General features: G+C 56.8%; 17 protein-coding genes and 2 pseudogenes. 8 read left to right on the top strand and 11 right to left on the bottom strand.

Annotated elements, in window-relative coordinates:
- From GOB93_RS21155 to GOB93_RS07600, 9 genes and pseudogenes are all read right to left on the bottom strand, one after another.
- Positions 1-1,318 (bottom strand): annotated as a pseudogene (locus GOB93_RS21155) (toprim domain-containing protein); the annotation flags it as partial.
- Positions 1,315-1,557 carry a hypothetical protein gene (locus GOB93_RS07635; RefSeq protein WP_173582904.1) on the bottom strand — a complete coding sequence of 81 codons (243 nt, stop codon included), beginning with the start codon at positions 1,555-1,557 and terminating at the stop codon, positions 1,315-1,317. The pseudogene GOB93_RS21155 and the gene GOB93_RS07635, both read right to left, overlap by 4 nt.
- The gene (locus tag GOB93_RS07630) at positions 1,554-1,817 is read right to left on the bottom strand and encodes a hypothetical protein (RefSeq protein WP_173582903.1); all 264 of its coding nucleotides are present in this window, start codon (positions 1,815-1,817) and stop codon (positions 1,554-1,556) included. Before GOB93_RS07630 ends, GOB93_RS07635 begins: the two co-directional genes overlap by 4 nt.
- Positions 1,818-1,958: 141 nt before the next feature.
- Positions 1,959-2,153: a helix-turn-helix transcriptional regulator gene (locus GOB93_RS07625; protein ID WP_173582902.1), complete on the bottom strand. Its 195-nt coding sequence runs from the start codon at positions 2,151-2,153 to the stop codon at positions 1,959-1,961.
- Positions 2,154-2,228: 75 nt separating this feature from the next.
- A complete protein-coding gene (locus tag GOB93_RS07620) occupies positions 2,229-2,882 on the bottom strand; it encodes a hypothetical protein (RefSeq protein WP_173582901.1) in 654 nt (217 codons plus the stop codon).
- Positions 2,879-3,058 (bottom strand): hypothetical protein, encoded by a 180-nt coding sequence (locus GOB93_RS07615; RefSeq protein WP_173582900.1) that lies wholly within the window; start codon positions 3,056-3,058, stop codon positions 2,879-2,881. The genes GOB93_RS07620 and GOB93_RS07615 overlap by 4 nt, the downstream gene beginning before the upstream one ends.
- The gene (locus tag GOB93_RS07610) at positions 3,058-3,996 is read right to left on the bottom strand and encodes a hypothetical protein (RefSeq protein ID WP_173582899.1); all 939 of its coding nucleotides are present in this window, start codon (positions 3,994-3,996) and stop codon (positions 3,058-3,060) included. Before GOB93_RS07610 ends, GOB93_RS07615 begins: the two co-directional genes overlap by 1 nt.
- Positions 3,993-4,337, bottom strand: coding sequence for a hypothetical protein (locus GOB93_RS07605; protein ID WP_173582898.1), 345 nt, complete (start codon positions 4,335-4,337; stop codon positions 3,993-3,995). The genes GOB93_RS07610 and GOB93_RS07605 overlap by 4 nt, the downstream gene beginning before the upstream one ends.
- Positions 4,334-4,558: a hypothetical protein gene (locus tag GOB93_RS07600; protein WP_173582897.1), complete on the bottom strand. Its 225-nt coding sequence runs from the start codon at positions 4,556-4,558 to the stop codon at positions 4,334-4,336. Before GOB93_RS07600 ends, GOB93_RS07605 begins: the two co-directional genes overlap by 4 nt.
- Before the next feature lie 160 nt (positions 4,559-4,718).
- On the opposite strand from GOB93_RS07600, the pseudogene GOB93_RS21485 reads away from it, so the two are divergent.
- Together GOB93_RS21485 and GOB93_RS07595 are read left to right on the top strand one after the other, a co-directional pair.
- A pseudogene (locus tag GOB93_RS21485) lies at positions 4,719-4,916 on the top strand (helix-turn-helix domain-containing protein); the annotation flags it as partial.
- A 341-nt stretch (positions 4,917-5,257) separates the two neighbouring features.
- Complete coding sequence (locus GOB93_RS07595) at positions 5,258-5,737, top strand: hypothetical protein (protein ID WP_173582896.1); 480 nt, start codon at positions 5,258-5,260, stop codon at positions 5,735-5,737.
- Between the two features lie 80 nt (positions 5,738-5,817).
- Here the strand turns inward: GOB93_RS07595 and GOB93_RS07590 are convergent, their stop codons facing one another.
- Entirely contained in the window at positions 5,818-7,017 is a 1,200-nt protein-coding gene (locus tag GOB93_RS07590) for a tyrosine-type recombinase/integrase (protein ID WP_173582895.1), read from the bottom strand.
- An 878-nt stretch (positions 7,018-7,895) separates the two neighbouring features.
- Entirely contained in the window at positions 7,896-9,350 is a 1,455-nt protein-coding gene (locus tag GOB93_RS07585) for a lytic transglycosylase domain-containing protein (RefSeq protein ID WP_338422319.1), read from the bottom strand.
- A gap of 475 nt (positions 9,351-9,825) precedes the next feature.
- Here GOB93_RS07585 and GOB93_RS07580 point away from each other — a divergent pair, with 475 nt between their 5' ends.
- The 6 genes from GOB93_RS07580 (at position 9,826) to GOB93_RS07555 (ending at position 15,936) form a co-directional block, all read left to right on the top strand.
- Entirely contained in the window at positions 9,826-10,773 is a 948-nt protein-coding gene (locus GOB93_RS07580) for an ABC transporter permease (RefSeq protein WP_173582893.1), read from the top strand.
- 7 nt (positions 10,774-10,780) lie between these two features.
- The gene (locus tag GOB93_RS07575) at positions 10,781-11,635 is read left to right on the top strand and encodes an ABC transporter ATP-binding protein (protein ID WP_173582892.1); all 855 of its coding nucleotides are present in this window, start codon (positions 10,781-10,783) and stop codon (positions 11,633-11,635) included.
- On the top strand, positions 11,628-12,578 hold the full coding sequence (gene trhO / locus GOB93_RS07570) for an oxygen-dependent tRNA uridine(34) hydroxylase TrhO (protein ID WP_173582891.1): 951 nt from the start codon (positions 11,628-11,630) through the stop codon (positions 12,576-12,578). The genes GOB93_RS07575 and trhO overlap by 8 nt, the downstream gene beginning before the upstream one ends.
- 345 nt (positions 12,579-12,923) lie before the next feature.
- On the top strand, positions 12,924-13,100 hold the full coding sequence (locus tag GOB93_RS07565; protein WP_173582890.1) for a glycosyltransferase family 2 protein: 177 nt from the start codon (positions 12,924-12,926) through the stop codon (positions 13,098-13,100).
- Entirely contained in the window at positions 13,097-13,903 is an 807-nt protein-coding gene (locus GOB93_RS07560) for a hypothetical protein (protein ID WP_173582889.1), read from the top strand. The genes GOB93_RS07565 and GOB93_RS07560 overlap by 4 nt, the downstream gene beginning before the upstream one ends.
- A gap of 275 nt (positions 13,904-14,178) precedes the next feature.
- The gene (locus GOB93_RS07555; RefSeq protein WP_173582888.1) at positions 14,179-15,936 is read left to right on the top strand and encodes an HAD-IIIC family phosphatase; all 1,758 of its coding nucleotides are present in this window, start codon (positions 14,179-14,181) and stop codon (positions 15,934-15,936) included.
- Positions 15,937-16,002: the final 66 nt, after the last annotated feature.

The raw sequence follows: 16,002 nt of genomic DNA, 5'->3' as shown, positions 1-16,002 counted from the left end.
GAGACCGAAGGCGTGACACTGGGGAATATCCATGAAAGTGAACGACTTTCTGGATTTCCCAGTTCCGGAACCTCAGTACAAGATACCCATCACGAAAAGTGCGGAAGAACCAGTTCCTGACCGGATGAAAACCCCGCTCTCTCGCCCGGAGATCGACAGCCTGATGCGCCGTATCCTTGCCAAGCTTCTCGATACCGTTTCGCTGAATCCATTCCTGCACGGCTGATACGTCAGCATCCGTCGCTGGCCGCGGCGAGAACGCTTCGTCGCCGGGCACGATGATCTCGGCCGGTACGGGCGCCTGAAGGATAACGGACTGCAGCATCTCATCATAGGCAAACAGACTGCCGATCTCGGGCGCGTGGCGCAGCGCGGTCATCGCATTGGCGAGGTTGCCATAAGGCACGGCCTCGCTGTTGAGAATCAGAGATCCGGTCCACGACGGATACCGCGTTGATGCCTTGCCCGGTGCCGCTGGCATCGGCTCACTGAAAACCTCGGCCCCCGCCGCCTGCATGGTCAACTCATCGGCAGTCCCGCCGGTTGCAAGCCAGTCAGACACATCTCCCTTTGGCGGCAGACCTGCCAGACGAACGATCCGCACCGATGCGGCAATACCGGTAAGCGCTCTGGCGACGGCAAGAGCATGAGCTTCGCCCGCCTCGTCATTGTCCGGAAGGATGACTACGTCGCGTCCCTTCAGTGACTGTGAGTAGCTTGCAACCCACTTGCTCTTCTGGTCCGGTTTCGCAGCACCTCCCGCATTACAGGTGGCGACCAGTCCCAGCCGGGCGAGAGCGTCCGCATCTTTCTCACCTTCGACAAGGAACACCGGCTCATCAGGGTTCGCAATGATGTCCGGCAGCCGGTAAAGAACCCGCCTTACATCCCCCAGCTTCCACGATCCGTCTGCACGGCGCTGGCGGAAATCCTTCGGCTCATAACGCAGCACCTGATAAAGGAGAGCGCCCGTCTCATCGCGATAGTCATATTCCGCGACAATCCGACGCTGTGTGCTGACCAGGTGTCGCTGAGGACTCCCTTCGAGTGGAACGCCGATACCTTTGCAGAACTCGAGAGCCGCTCCCTTATCGAGATGCTTTTCCCGCTGCACGAGATCCAGCATGCCGCCGCCGGTATTGGCTTCGTAGTCAAACCACGTTCCTGCCCTGTCACCGGCGATCTCCACTGACAGGCTGCCCTGAGATCCGAAACGCATCTGTGACCGGCTGGAAAACTGCCTGTTCGGCTCACCAAGAACGGCGCGGGCAATAGCTGCTGCATTGTTTTTGAAAGGCACCGAGGAGGACGTGCTCAATTGGCACCTCCCTTCCCGACCGCCATCCGACGCAGGAATGCTGCGATCTCGCTTGCTGCGTGTGCCTTACAACAGTGGATGTGGGCTACTTCGCTGTTACCGATGTCTTTCCAGGCATCGGTCGCACAAATCCGCTGGATCTCGTCGAATGAGATTCTTGTATTCTCGCTCTGGAACTGATCGCAGATCTCAGCAGCGGCCAGTAATCCGGGGATAAGCTCTTTGCTCCACGGAATCATGCCCGCGAGTCCCACGCTGCCAGATATTCAGCAGCGGCCCGTCCCATCTGCTCTGTCTCTTTCTCAGCATCCTCGATCGAAACGTCGTGCAACCGGAGGAAAAGAAAACCTGCACACTTAGCCAGCGATACTGTCTCAGCAGCATGTTCGGCTGATGCACCTTTCCTGTTCAGGACTTCTGCGATAATGGCGCCGATGGCCTCAGGTGATAATTCATCGTCCCGTACATAGCTCGGGTGTTCCCGTTTCTCAGGGTTCATTTTCAGCACTTTCTTTAGTGCCGCTACGATTTTCTTATGGACAGACTGACCCGAGAACCGCTATCAGGAGGGTGTTGTATGCCTCGTGATGCTGGATTTACGGATCGCCGTTCTGTCTAACCGCAGGCGGCGTTTCTGTTTTCAGGCAACTTTCGGGCTCAGGGATGCGATCCAGCGTTCATAGCTTTCCACCGTGATCAGCGTCCGGCTTCCGACCTTCACCCGCTCAAGCATCGTATTCCGATAAACTGTGGCCCGGCTCAGACATGTCTCGTGCATGACGTCTTCAATCCGCAGAAAGCGGCGCCCCTGACTGTCTTTTGTCTGTGTGGTCATCGTGAGATTTCTCCGTTTCGCTGTGTGCGCCTTGGCGTCCGTAGCGAAACTTAGCAGCGACCGAATCATAAAAAGTCAGACAAACTTCCGCTTGGTGATTTTCCTTTTTTCGCTTCTGATAGCTTTGACCACCGCTTCAGGTTCGAACGCAAAATTCGAATCGGCATATATTTCGTTTAAAATTCGGCAGGTTATTGTAATAGCAGACGACGTTGGTTTGCCTGTGCCGTGACTTTTCTTTTTTGGCTTAAATTTATTGAGTATTTCCAATACATAATTCGAAACAAGAAGAGCTTCTGCATGCCAGTATCCGCGCGGATTGACTGGCTCCTGAACAGTCGATTGAAACAGTTTACTTGTTTTAATCAGCCCTTCTGCTGCGTCGTAAACCGCCTTTAAAGCCTTCTGCTTCTCTTCTAATTCGTCAGCCATTGTTTTTGTTAACGGATCGAGTCTGGCACGTGCGAGCGCCTTTTCTCCATTTTTCAACCATTCTGGGAAAATTTTATATATTGTCACAATGGCTTTTTTTGTTTTTTTCACTTCTATATTTTTCGGAGCTTCTTTCTTTTTGAATATAACATTCGGTATTTCTGGCGGATGCTTTTTTGCCATCACATAATGTGCCAGATTAAATACTTCGTCTGATTTTGGATTGACGGGGATACATTCTTCGCGAAGCCACGAAACGACAATATCTATATAAAATTGAATATGGTTTTTTTTCATTGCTCACGCCCCACCCGAAACCGATCCATCCCCAGCACCTCGACCCAGTACCGCGCGCACGTGACATGCGGCTTGCCGATCGCAGCCCCAATCTCCCGCCACGATGCTCCAGCCCGACGCATCGTTATCAGGCGTTCCACGGTGGCGCGGGACCACTGTTTGCGAGGGCGCCCCATTACGGGGCACCCTGAACGGCATTCAGGCTTTCAACAAACTTTCTGATATCTTCGGCCATTTCTTCCGTCTCTGTCTCGATAGTATCGAGCAGCCAGAAAACGGCCTGCCTGCCGCGCTCCGCTGATAGCAACGGATGTTCATGCAGCCTTTTCAGAGTGTCGATTAAGGCTCCGATATGTCGTGCGGTTATCCCGGCGCTTTCAACAAAGAGTTTTCGATCCGGGTCTCTGATGTCTGTTTTCGCCGGAGCACTGGTCCGGGTGGTAAGGAGCCGGAGCACATCCCGCCCGCTGGCATATTCTGCCAGGCTATCCACGGCCTCACCTGATGGGCGCATGCCGGTATAGCACCAGAGGGATGCCGCGACCTGTCGGGCGCACCACCCGTCCCAGGTCACCGGCTCCATATTCAACAGTTCCGTCAGCACTTCGGCGTTGTCACAGAAAGCCTTCTCAGCCTCTGGTGGCACGTCTCCCCGCGCGTTGTCCGTTATTGTCTGTGCCCAGAATTCCCGCTCTGCGATTTCCCGGGCCTTCCTGATGATCTGATGGTCAGCCCTGTTCCTCTCATCGGGAACTACCGGGAAGCCGGCAGAAAGATCGGGTAAGGGCGGAAGGCTTATGCCTTTCCGGGTGCGGGCGGCCAGTTTCGCCTCAGCACGTTTCCGGCCGGCAGCAAGCTGCTCCTCGTAGGTGGCCGGAGATTCCCGGTCGCCGTTCGGGGTGAGACTGTTTTCCGTCTCGCCTGCTTTGCGCGTACGAATTTCGTCCGCAGTCGGGGTATCGGAGGCGAAGGAAAGAGAGTCCTCAATTTGAGGACTCTCTTTTGTGGTCTCAGGAGTCCGCTTCTTCTGCGGAGCCTTACGGGCAGGAGCCTTCTTTACGGAGGCGCCTTTTGCGGTTCCCAGTTTCGAAACGCTCATTGCTGTGGCGCTCATGCGTTGCCTCCGCCCGTCATGGAAACTACGAGCAATTCACCCCAGCGATCAGCGATGGAGCGAGACAGGGCGGCGATATAAGAATCCGTATCCGCCTGACTGGCCCCGTTGTCGGTCATAACTCTTCTGACCATTCCAGCGACCGCTTTCCCGGCGATTGTCAGGGATTTTTCCGTCCCGCCGGAGCTTCGCACATGCTCAGCGACAGAGTGGCCACAAGCGATGGGATCAGGCAGAGCCAGACCGAATACAGCCTTCCCCCTGCGGAGCGGCGGCTTCGCCGCGCGTCGTTCGGCTTGCTTATAGGCAAGGGTCTGTCCGGGTTTAACGTTCCGGCTCATCGCACAGCCTCCACAGCATAGGCATGGCCGGACGTGACGGGATCGCAGGATGCGAAGCCGAACAGTGTCAGAGCGAGTATAGCCGTTGCTATAACCGCAATACCCGCCTCAGGCAGGATCTTACCTTTGGGGCTGTTGCTGTTCGATTCCCCGGATCGGCACCAGACACGAGTCATCGTTTCCCGCTCACCAGCGGGCGTGATAAGGGCGCGGATAGCCATTGCCGAATTCATCCTTCGGTTGTGGTTAGGCCGGGTGTGGGAAGGTGGTAGCTCCCCGTCCGGCTGCAATCTTCATTGCCCTACAATCGAAACACGGTTACTCTTTTTCTGCAAGAGAAATTGTAACGGGGTTACTCATTTGCTGCCGATTCAATGCAAGATGGCTCGCGTCGCTGTCGGATGGGGGGTGCGTGAGCTCGCTACAGCAGCGGATGTTTCGCCTAACACTATTGCCCGCTTGGAGCGTGGAGATCCCCTGAAAGAGTCAACTGTTGTGGCCATCCGCACGGCCCTGGAATCCGCCGGCGTCGAGTTCATTGCCGAGAACGGCGGTGGCGCCGGGGTGCGGTTGAGGAAGGCTCTTCCGGGTCAAACACAACCTCGCGAGAATAGCTCGCTTCCGTTGACACGTGTTAACGGGACTGATAGTGAGGCGAAGCCCGATGGGCGCTAGAAACAGCCCGTCGGGGCGACCAAGACATACCTCTAAAGAGGTCGAACAAGCCATTCACGAAGCGGAAAGCAAAGGATGGTATTGTGACTATCCTCGGGGGCATTGGGGTCGGTTATTCTGCGCTCATGCTGATCGCGATGGATGCCAGGTGGGCGTAAACGGAACGCCAAGGAATGCGGAGTCACACGCGCGTCAAATCCGGCGTGCGGTCGATAGGTGTCCGCATAAGGGAGGGGGAGACAACGATGAAGACGTATGAATTCAGTATCATTGCGTCTGGCCTCGATGAGACGGCTAACGATTTTGAGAGTCGTTTCTACGACCATGGATGCGACGATGCGACGGTCTCCTTCCAGAAAGGTAATATTATTCTGGATTTTGCGCGCGAGGGAGAGAGCCTTGCAGACGCTATAGAATCGGCCATTTCGGATGTTCAAAAAGCTGGTGCCAGAGTAGAACGTGTCGAACCTGATCCCTTGGTCAGTTTGACTGATATTGCCGCTCGATCAGGCTTAACAAGACAAGCAATAAGTAATTATGCAACTGAGAAACGAGGGAAAGGCTTTCCTGCGCCCTATGTTCGGGTGACTTCTTCTACGCCACTTTGGCAATGGTCTGCGGTTGCGAATTGGATGGTAAAACAGGGGGTTTTAGAACCTAGCGCCCAACAAGAAGCCGTCGTCTTACAGACTATAAACGCTCGTTTGGAATTGGTGCCAGCGTAAGCGTTTGTCTTCGCTCCCATTATTATTTGTGGCAGCGCCAAGCTTACAAGAAACCCTCGCCAGGAATGGTGAGGGTTCTGTCATTTGCGACACGCTGTATCCCACTCCCCCATCATCTCCCGCCGCTTCTCAAACAGATCCCCGCGCCGGTAAGCGGCCTCGACCTTGTTGCTGATGGCGTGAGCCAGCGCCATCTCGGCGACTTCCCGCGGGTAATCCGTCTCTTCGGCAGCCCAGTCGCGGAACGTGGAACGCAGGCCATGTACGGTGACGTCCTTCGTGCCGGCCGCGATATGCAGAGCCTTGGACAGAGCCACGTCTGAGAGCGGGCTGCCGCGTTTCTGACCGGGGAATACGAGATCACCCGCTCGTTCATCCCGCAAAGGCAGAACCTCCTGCAGAACGGCCACAGCGCCATCAGAGAGCGGGACGCGGTGTTCCTTCCCGGTCTTCGTCTTGTGCGCCGGCACGGTCCATATCTTCGTTTCCCAGTCGATTTCAGACCAGACGGCATTACGGACCTCACCTGACCTTGCGGCGGTCAGGCAGACGAACCGAACGGCCTTCGCGGCAACGCCCTGAGACTCAGTCAGAGCGGCCATTACACGACCAATATCCTTCCGATCGACGGCAGCATGATGCTTTACGTCCGAGACCTTCGAAGGCTTTGGCAGAATTGCCGCTATATGGCCTTTCCACCGCGCCGGGTTCTCTCCCACCCGCCAGCCATGCGTACGGGCGTAGTCGAGGATACGCTCGATCCTCCCCCGGAGCTTGTCAGCAGTTTCGGTCTTCGTGGCCCAGATAGGCCTGAGGATGGCCAGCACATCGTCTGTGTCGACCTTAGCGACCGGCTTGTCACCGATCAGCTCATAAGCATGAATCTCCAGCGAGCGGCGCCAGTTCTGAGGCCGCAGCGGGTCACGCCAGCCTGGCGCCTGGTCAGCGATATAACGCTCAGCCACGTTACGAAATGGCACTCCGGCTTCACGCTTCCTCAGAGCATCCTCACTCCGGCGATGCTCCAGCGGATCAACCCGCTGGTTAAGATGACGCCGTGCATCGGACGCCAGCATCCGGGCTTCAGCCAGAGACATGTCATAACCGGGCCCGAGAGACATCTCCCGGCGCTTATCCGTGACCGGTGATTTGTAGCGGAACGTCCAGATCCGTGAATTACCCCTGACCACCAGCCAAAGGTTACCTCCGTCGCACAGGTCGCCCTCTTTGTGAGCTGCCACCTGACGAGCGCTTAAACGATTTGGCGCGAGCCGACTCATAACCTTCCCTGCCCCGCATTCTGTCCCTCTTAAAACATGCGCTTAGCAGAGTCGTGCTGAGAAGTACAGAGAAAAGTGATTCGATATCCTTCGATATATTCTAACGATTCGTGATGCGTTCTGACGCTTCCTGAGACTCGGGTTTTATTCCTACTTCGGGAGCCAGCGTTAAATTTTTCATATAAAATCAGTAATTTAAGAATGCATACGGATTTCTATCCGTTATGGTATCTCTCTTAAAGTTAAAGATTGAGTTCTCCGATGTGGTCCTGAACCATCAGAAGAGTATTCTCTGATCTGCCATGCACCGACATATCGAGCAGCCTTCACTCACTTCAGCCCATTCTTCCTTCTCCTGAGCATATCCGGACAGGTCGGGAAAACCTGCATGACAGAAGAAGGCAAGCTGAACCCTGCCTTCACCTCTGAAAAGATGTGGGAAGCCGCATTGACTCTAAGCTGCGCCTGAGCAGGCTCTCGGAGCCGTGCATAATTGCCAGCAAGCCTTCGGAAACACGTAGTCCGTAAGAAAAATTGCTCGATAATCCACCAATAGAAGTGGAAAGAGACTTTAATTTATGGGGTTTTTGACGGTCTCTAACCGAACCCGACGTCCCATTATGACCTCGGCCGTTTCCCCTCGCAACAGCCCTGACGCAAAGGCGATTTCTATCGTGTCATCGATTACTCGCTCTGTATCGCGATTACGAGATGAACAATTTACGATCGATCCCTGCCTGTTCCATGACCGGTGCGTTCCATACGGGACGAAAAAGCTCTCTAAAGCGCCCGTTAGTCAGCATCCTCCACAGCCAGAGACATCCAACAGATACAACTTTCGCTGCCTGCACCAACAATAATCGCATTTATAACAGCCGCTAGCGGATCGCGTCCGGCGATACCACCACACAGTTCGACGCTCCGGCGTCCAGCCGGCGACAGGCGGAAACAGCCTCAGCGCGCGAAAGCCCCGTCAGTCGGGCCCTGAAAAGCTGACCACGCGAGACCCTGACGCTGGCAACCTGCGCACGGGAGCCCGAGAGGTCACTGGAAGCTCGGGCACGGGCATGAGACGCGGCCTGCTGTGCCAGAGAGGAAGACGAGAAGGCGCCCACCTGAATGGCCCAGTCGCGCGCGCCCTGTGCAATAGCCTGATTACTCCGTCCGGACGTCGTATGCATTGGTCCGGCTGGCACCGGCGTCGTCGCAGCCGCGGCACGCGAGACAAGAGAGAACCGCGCAGGCGCAGCGCGAGATACACGCTGCACTGCCGGCTGTGCCGTGGGCTGCTCTTCCGAATCCGCAGTATCCGAAACCGACGCACCGACGCCCACCGGCGTCGTGTCTTCAGATTTCAGTCGTGATTGCCAGACAGCACTCGTCTCGCCAGCGCGTCCCTGTGAGGATTCCGCAGCAGCGCCTGCTGTCTGTGCTGCTCCTTCTGATTTCAGACGCGCGCTCCAGGCCGCGCTGACAGCCTGTGGCGACTCAGGATTACGGGCCACCGGTGCCCAGGCATGCGTATAAGCCGGGGTCGCAGTCTGATTTGCTGTATCGTCTCCGTCGGAAGGCGCTTCGGCCACCTGCACAGGCTGGCCTGTGTCGGCACTGCCGCGATGCGCCCAGGCAGACCGGACACTGTTCGCCGTTGAGGACGGCATCGCCGCTGAAGCATAAGCCGTGTTCGCCGGCGATTCATGGCTCGCCACAAGCAGATCAGCCTGTGACCGGTTATTGGGCCAGGTGCCGGCAATCTGCCGTCCGATCGCCGCCACGTAATTCCTCGTCTCGCGCGGGAGCGTGCGGTTCCGGCCCAGAAAATCCTCAAGACGCCCGGGGCCGGCGTTGTAGGCGGCAAGAAAGCCGGGAGAGCCGTACGTGTCGTAAAGCTGACGAATGTAGGCCGTGCCGGCGAGAATATTGTCATGCGGATCGTACGGATCATCCCCGAGATTATTCTCGCTTCTGATCTCGTCATACGTCGGCGGCATAAGCTGCATCAGCCCCATTGCGCCCGGAGCCGACGTGACCAGTTCACCATTATGGAACAGACGGCCACCGGATTCGCGCTGAATCACGCCCCGAATCCACAGTTCCGGCACATCAAAGCGCTGGGATGCCTCTTGAATGTAGGGACCCCATGGATCATCAGCCGGCCCCGGCGGAGCGTAGTAGGATTTTGCATGCGCCCGGTATTGGGCTTCTTCCTGCGCGACCGGAATTTGCATATCCGAATCCGGCGCCTGCCCCGCACAGGCGGAGAGCAGAGCCAGCAAGCCAATCAGACCAGCTGTCCGGAAGGTTCCGGGAACCGACGCGACACCGCAATACACTGCTTTGCGTGTGCTGCTCTGCGATGAATGACAATTGGTGCTTCCTGATGGGGCATCGCAACGGGTCGTTACAGACCCGCAGCAGAATTCTGACCATAGACTCATCGGTATGTCCGTCCCGTCAGCAACGCTGAGGCCCCCGCTCAATTCAATCCGCATGGAAGAATTATCGTCCAGCGCCTTCAATTGCACGCATTTTTGTCTGCGCACTTTCTCCGCCACTTTCCGGTTTTTACACTCTGAGGATGAATTATGACGTTAACGTGGCGAAAACGTAAGGTGATGCCTGAGCGGTCTCATCATGCACATCCCTGCCGTCATCCGCTTCCCGGACAGACCCGGTCCGCGCCCCGCAGAACATCGCTGCAATACCCGGCGGCCCGCTTCTGCGTTTCCACAGACAGGAAAACCTTCCCGACTTAAGGTTACATCCCCGGTTGCGGGAGCATCCCGGATTGGGTTACGCGGGCAGATCATGAACGCACTCACCGGTCACGCCGTCACGTCTCCGGGCGCTCACCAGCGCGACGGACTGCCCGCAGCGCCGGGAGCCGCATCGGACACGTATGTGGACCCGGCCCCGGGATACGACCACAACGATCCCGGCGAGGAAGATAACAGCGTCATTTACCGGTCGAGAGTGCTTCTCGGGCTTGAGGATATTGCCGAAGGTGCCCGCCTGTGGCGCCTTGCCGTCTCTCTCGGCTGGCTGGACATCAGGCTGCAGTTCCGGGGGTCCACGGTCGGCCCCCTGTGGCTGACCCTGGGCACCGCGGTCATGATCGGCGCGATGGGAACGATCTACGGCAGACTGTTTCACCTCGTTCTGCGCGATTATCTGCCCTATCTGTCGATCTCAATGATTCTCTGGCAGGTGGGAATCGCCGGTGTCACTCAGGACGCCTGCACCTGCTTTACCAGCGCCGCCGCCTCGATCCGGTCGATGCGCCTGCCCTTTTCACTGCAGGCCTTCCGTACCCTTGTGCGCAACGCCGTGCTGTTCAGCTACAATATCGTCGTGCCGATCGCCGTTTACGCCATCTTCGGCATCCTTCCGGGCCTGGTAGCTCTTCTGGCCCTGCCCGGTCTGCTGATCTGGGCCGTCAATGCATTCGCGCTCTGCCTGCTGTTCGGATCCGTCGGCGCGCGTTACCGGGACATCCCACCGATCATCGCCAGCGCGCTTCAGGTCGCGTTTTACGTGACTCCGATCATGTGGAGCGTCCACCAGCTCGGGTCGCGCGGGCGGTGGCTGATCCTCAATCCATTCTATTCTCTGCTCGAAATCGTGCGCGGTCCCCTGACAGGAAATGCTCCTTCCCTGACGATCTGGGTCATGGCTCTTTCGATCAGCGTCAGCCTCTGGCTCATAAGTCTGCTGGTCTTCTCCCGTTCACGCGCCCGCCTCGCTTTCTGGATCTGACGCCATTATGTCCCGGACAGCGCCTTCCTCTCTCCGCACGCCGGCCACGCGCTCTGGCAAAGATCCCGCGCTGATCCGGGTGAATCATCTGACCTTGGATTTTCCGCTCTTTCACGGCGGGGCGAGATCCCTGAAAAAGACGCTGTTCCGTCGGGCAAAACAACCGCTGGCAACAATACGGGCGGCACGAACCGGCGGCGAAGTGATGGTCGACGACTCCTCTTCCGGCGTGGTCAGCGTCCGCGCCCTGAGCGATGTGTCGTTCACCATCCGCGCCGGAGAGCGGATCGGACTGATCGGACATAATGGTGCCGGCAAAAGCACATTGCTGCGGGTGCTCGGTGGCATTTACGTCCCCGCACCGGGCATGCTCAGAGTCACCGGCTCGGTCGAAACCCTGATCGACACAAATTCAGGAATGAATCCGGAGCTGACCGGGCGGGAGAACATCTTTCTCCAGGCACAGCATAAGGCGCTTCGTACGGCGCAGCTCAGAGCACTGGAAAAAGACGTCGAGGACTTCGCCGCGCTGGGGGAATTCATGGATCTGCCGGTGCGCCTCTATTCGAGCGGCATGGCCATCCGCCTCGGATTCGGCCTCGCAACGGCCATCGCGCCCCAGATTCTGCTGATGGACGAATGGTTCATGGCCGGTGATGCGAAATTTCAGGACAAGGCGCTGCAGCGTCTGGCCGGTGTCGTGAACGGCGCCGACATCCTGGTTATTACCTCGCATTCGCTCGACATCATTTCAGAATGGTGCACGCGGGTCATCTGGCTCGAAAGCGGGCGGGTAAAAATGGATGGTCCTGCAGCAGCCGTTCTGGCAGCCTACACAGAGGCAATGAGTCATCATGAATAATTGTGCTGACACCTCCGCTCTGCCGGTCCGGGTCGTGGCGCTCTACCGGTTTACACCATTCTCCGACTGCGCCGCTCTCCGGCAACCCCTCGCCCGGCTGTGCTGCTCGCTCGGCGTCAGAGGCATCCTGCTCCTCGCCCCGGAGGGGATTAATGGCACCATCGCCGGAAGCGATGCCGCAATCAGTCAGGTGCTGGACCATCTCCGGACATTCCCCGGCTGCGCGGACCTCGAAGTCAAAGAATCGCGCGCCGCGACCATGCCGTTTTTCCGGATGAAAGTCCGGCTCAAACGCGAGATCGTCACGATGGGCGTCGAGGGCATCGATCCCCTGTCGGAAGTCGGTGCTTATGTGGAGCCAGGCGACTGGAACACCCTGATTTCAGATCCCGATACGATCGTCATCGACACCCGCAATGACTATGAGGTCGCCATCGGAACCTTCCGTGGCGCAATCGATCCGCAGATCACCACCTTCCGGGAGTTCCCGGACTGGTTCCGCGCAAAGCGCGACGAACTCGCAGCTTCCGGACGCAGACCGAAAATCGCCATGTTCTGCACAGGAGGCATTCGCTGCGAGAAATCAACCGCCTTCGCTAAGGCCGAAGGTGTCGATGAGGTTTTTCATCTGAAAGGCGGCATCCTCAGATATCTGGAAACGGTTCCGCAGGCAGAAAGTCTGTGGGATGGCGAATGCTTTGTCTTCGATCAGCGTGTGTCCGTAAAACACGGCCTTGAACCAGGCAGTTACGACATATGCCATGCCTGCCGGCGCCCGGTAAGCTCTGAGGACAAAACATCCCCCATGTTTGAAGCGGGAATCAGCTGCCCGGCCTGCCACGACGAACGCACGGAAGAACAGCGTCGCCGTTATGCCGATCGCGAACGGCAGACCCGTCTCGCCGCGGCGAGAGGCACACGGCATCTGGGTTCAGGAGACTGAAATCCCGACATCCGCAAAGCTCCCGGCCAGAACAATGCAACTTGAACCATCCGAAAACGGGCGTCAGAAATTCCGGGCTTAAGACAGATTTCAGCAGAAATGTCATCTTCCGGCATTTGCAGCCTCTGATCGGCAAATCATCGCCCGATACACCGACAATCCGTTCTTAATATTTATCGCTCATCTGTTATCAGAACGCTGTATCTCTGCCTCACTCGCACCCTGACCCAAGACATTTGCGTACGGGGATCAAACATTATACAGCCCTTTCAGAAGACCTGAAAAGCAGGAGGCAGGTCATCTTCTCCTGATGTTATTCGTCTGCTTTCCATCCCGGAGCTATCCATGAAGACAGCGGTTTGTCTTGTCGTAAAAAATGAAGACACTGAGATTGTTTACTGGATCGCGTGGTACAAAGCTCTGGGTTTCGACAGCTTCATTATCTATGACGACTTCTCCGATGACGCGACAGACATCTCGAGGACCGCCGCCGCAGCGAAAATGATCCCTTGCAGGTTGTGACAAAAAGCGCCGATTACAATGCTATTCCCTATACAATCGCAGAGAATTACGGCCGGAATTATCTCCGCTGGCTCACATCGATTATCGCGACCCAGACACGTCAGATTGCCGCGGATCTCCGCGCCTGCCCCGGTCAGACGCTGGAAGGCCTGAAACTGCTTCTGGAACCGGACAACGTTCCTGTCTGCCGCACAGCATCCGCGCCATTCCCTACTCAGCCCGGCATCGCTGCCTCATCTCCCGTTCCGGGCAGCCAGTCCTTCGTCATCTTCCATCTGACGAATTACTTCGGTCAGAAGCTGGGCAAGAAGCATGGTATGCTGACCGTCACCGAACCCGACGCAGCACCACTGACCGGCCTTTATATCTTTGGCAGCCCGGTCATCCATCTTTTCACCCCCGATGGTGAGAGCATTATGATCGGTGATGACCCCCGGCTGTCCGGCGTCATCACCTGGACAGTCTGGTCGAACACCAACGGAACGATCTCACTCTCACATCCAGCAACAGACCGTTTTCTCAGCTTTGCACCCGATGGCAGCTGCACCAGCCGGAAAATGCGTCCGCTCGAATGGGAGCAATATACCATTCAGCCGCTGCCACCGGCCTCCTGCCCTGAACACATCCGGAATGCAGCCGCTTTCCTCGCCCGTACCGACAGTCTGACAAGCCTCCATCACGCGAGCTATCAGAACGATCATCATGATCGTCTGTTTCTCAATGTGATCGCAAGCCTCTCAGTCGTCGAACGTAACGTCCTCAGGATCGTCACGGGCGACATTCTGAAAGAACATCTTCTGTGATGACCAGAGGTATCCGGCTCTGCCTGAGCGGACCGGATACCTTCCGCAAACAGCATTACACCTACGGCAGAAACGATTGAGACGGAGCCGCTGCCTGCCTCTGGCGAACCAGCTTCATCACCTCCTCCTGATCAGATCATGACAAGCGTCACTGCTCAGCCCACCGTCCCAAATTTGACGCGCCCTGCCCAGAACCGGTAACATTAACCATTCGGTAATTTCTGTGATCTGACAGAAATACCGTCTCCGGTGACCAAACAGAAGGGCCGCACTCCATGACAGAAGCCGTCCGTCTCGTGATCTGGGACCTCGATGAAACCTTCTGGAAAGGCACCATCACCGAAGGCGGCGTTCAGGAAGATCAGCATTTCGGCGATGTCGTCAAAGAACTCGCCCGACGCGGCATTGTCAGCTCGATCTGCTCCAAAAACGATTTCGACAAGGCAAAGGAAGTTCTCGAACGCCTCGGCGTCTGGGACTACTTCGTCTTCCCCAGCATCAGCTGGGAACCCAAAGGCGCCCGGATCAGAAACATCGTCGAGCAGATTCAGCTCCGCGCCCCCACCATCCTCTTCATCGACGATAATCCGATGAACCTTGAGGAGGCCAAATTCACCGTCCCCGGCCTCCAGGTCGCCGACGAGACCATCATCCCCACCCTGCTCGACAATCCGCTTCTCAAAGGTAAGCCCGACCCGGAGATGAAGCGGCTTGCCGATTACAAACTCCTTGAGATCAAGCAGGAAGCAAAGCGCAGTATCGGCGGCAATACTTACGATTTCCTCAGAGAAAGCAACATTACCGTCGAACTGAATTACGACATCGAAGGCAATATCGACCGCGTCATCGAACTGCTGAACCGCACCAACCAGCTCAATTACACAAAGCACCGCGTCTCAGACGATAAGGATATCGCCCGGCAGCAGGTGCTGGAGATGGTCAGCCGGTATGATGTCCACACCGCCCTCGTCCACGTCCGCGACCGCTTCGGCGATTACGGTCTGGTCGGCTTCTTCGTGCAGGGACGCGGAGCGGGGTACAACGAGCTCCGCCATTACTGCTTTTCCTGCCGCACGCTTGGCATGTTCGTCGAACTCTGGCTTTACCGCCAGCTCGACCGCCCGCAGATCACCATCACCGGCGACGTCATCTCCGATCTGTTCGATGAGGAAAATCCGGCTGACTGGATCACATATTACGATCCCGACCTCCGGAGCACCACTGCGGAATCCGTCGGGCAGGGTGGTATCCTCCTTTGTGGCGGATGCGACCTTGAAGCCGTGGCTCATTATCTTCAGCCAATCACTAAGGATTTCCGGCTCTTCGCCAATACAATCCGCTGTGGCGGAGAACTTCGGCGCGATCACTCAACAATCGTCGCCAAATCCGCACGCCAACTCAGCGACATGGAACGTGACTGCCTGAAAAGCTGTGGCTATACCGAAGAAGATCTGACTCTGGATTATGCTTCCACCCGTTACAGCATGATCGTGTTCAGCTTCTGGGCCGACCTGAACTATCGCATCTACCGCCAGCACAGCGGTCCGACCGTTATGACTTATACTCCGTCCAACATGGGATACGCCGATCTCACCCGCTATTATGAGCCGGAACTGAGGTCGCGCGGCGTGCCGGAAGACGGCATCGAAATCTTCCGGTATTTCAAAGCCAATATGATCCATGAGGGCTTATCCGACGAACGTCTGTTCAAGGTCAATGCCCGGGAAATCCTGTCCATTATCCCAATCACCACACAGGTCGTCCTGCTCGCATGCAGTGAGGACGCAACCTGTATAGCAGCTGACCTCCTCGTACGCCATCGTCTCCTGAATCGATGGCTCCGTGACATCAGGGATGAATTTCCAAACGTGTCTCTGATCTCAATCGGAGACTTCGTCCACACCCCGGAAGAACATCCGACAGCAATGCATTTCACCCGCATCGTTTACCAGCGCCTGGCCATGCGTCTGAAACATTTTTACCGCTATATCGAGCAGAAACGCCCGTCTGTCTGGCGCATTGCTGCCGAATAACACGATACAGGCAGTGTTCGGATCACCGTTCCCGGAATCCAAAAGAAACCGGCAAGTCCTGAAAAC

The organism is Acetobacter musti (assembly GCF_011516835.1).
GTDB classification, from domain to species: domain Bacteria; phylum Pseudomonadota; class Alphaproteobacteria; order Acetobacterales; family Acetobacteraceae; genus Acetobacter; species Acetobacter musti.
Note: the sequence above shows the minus strand (reverse complement) of the source record. Positions and strands in the feature narration are given on the sequence as shown.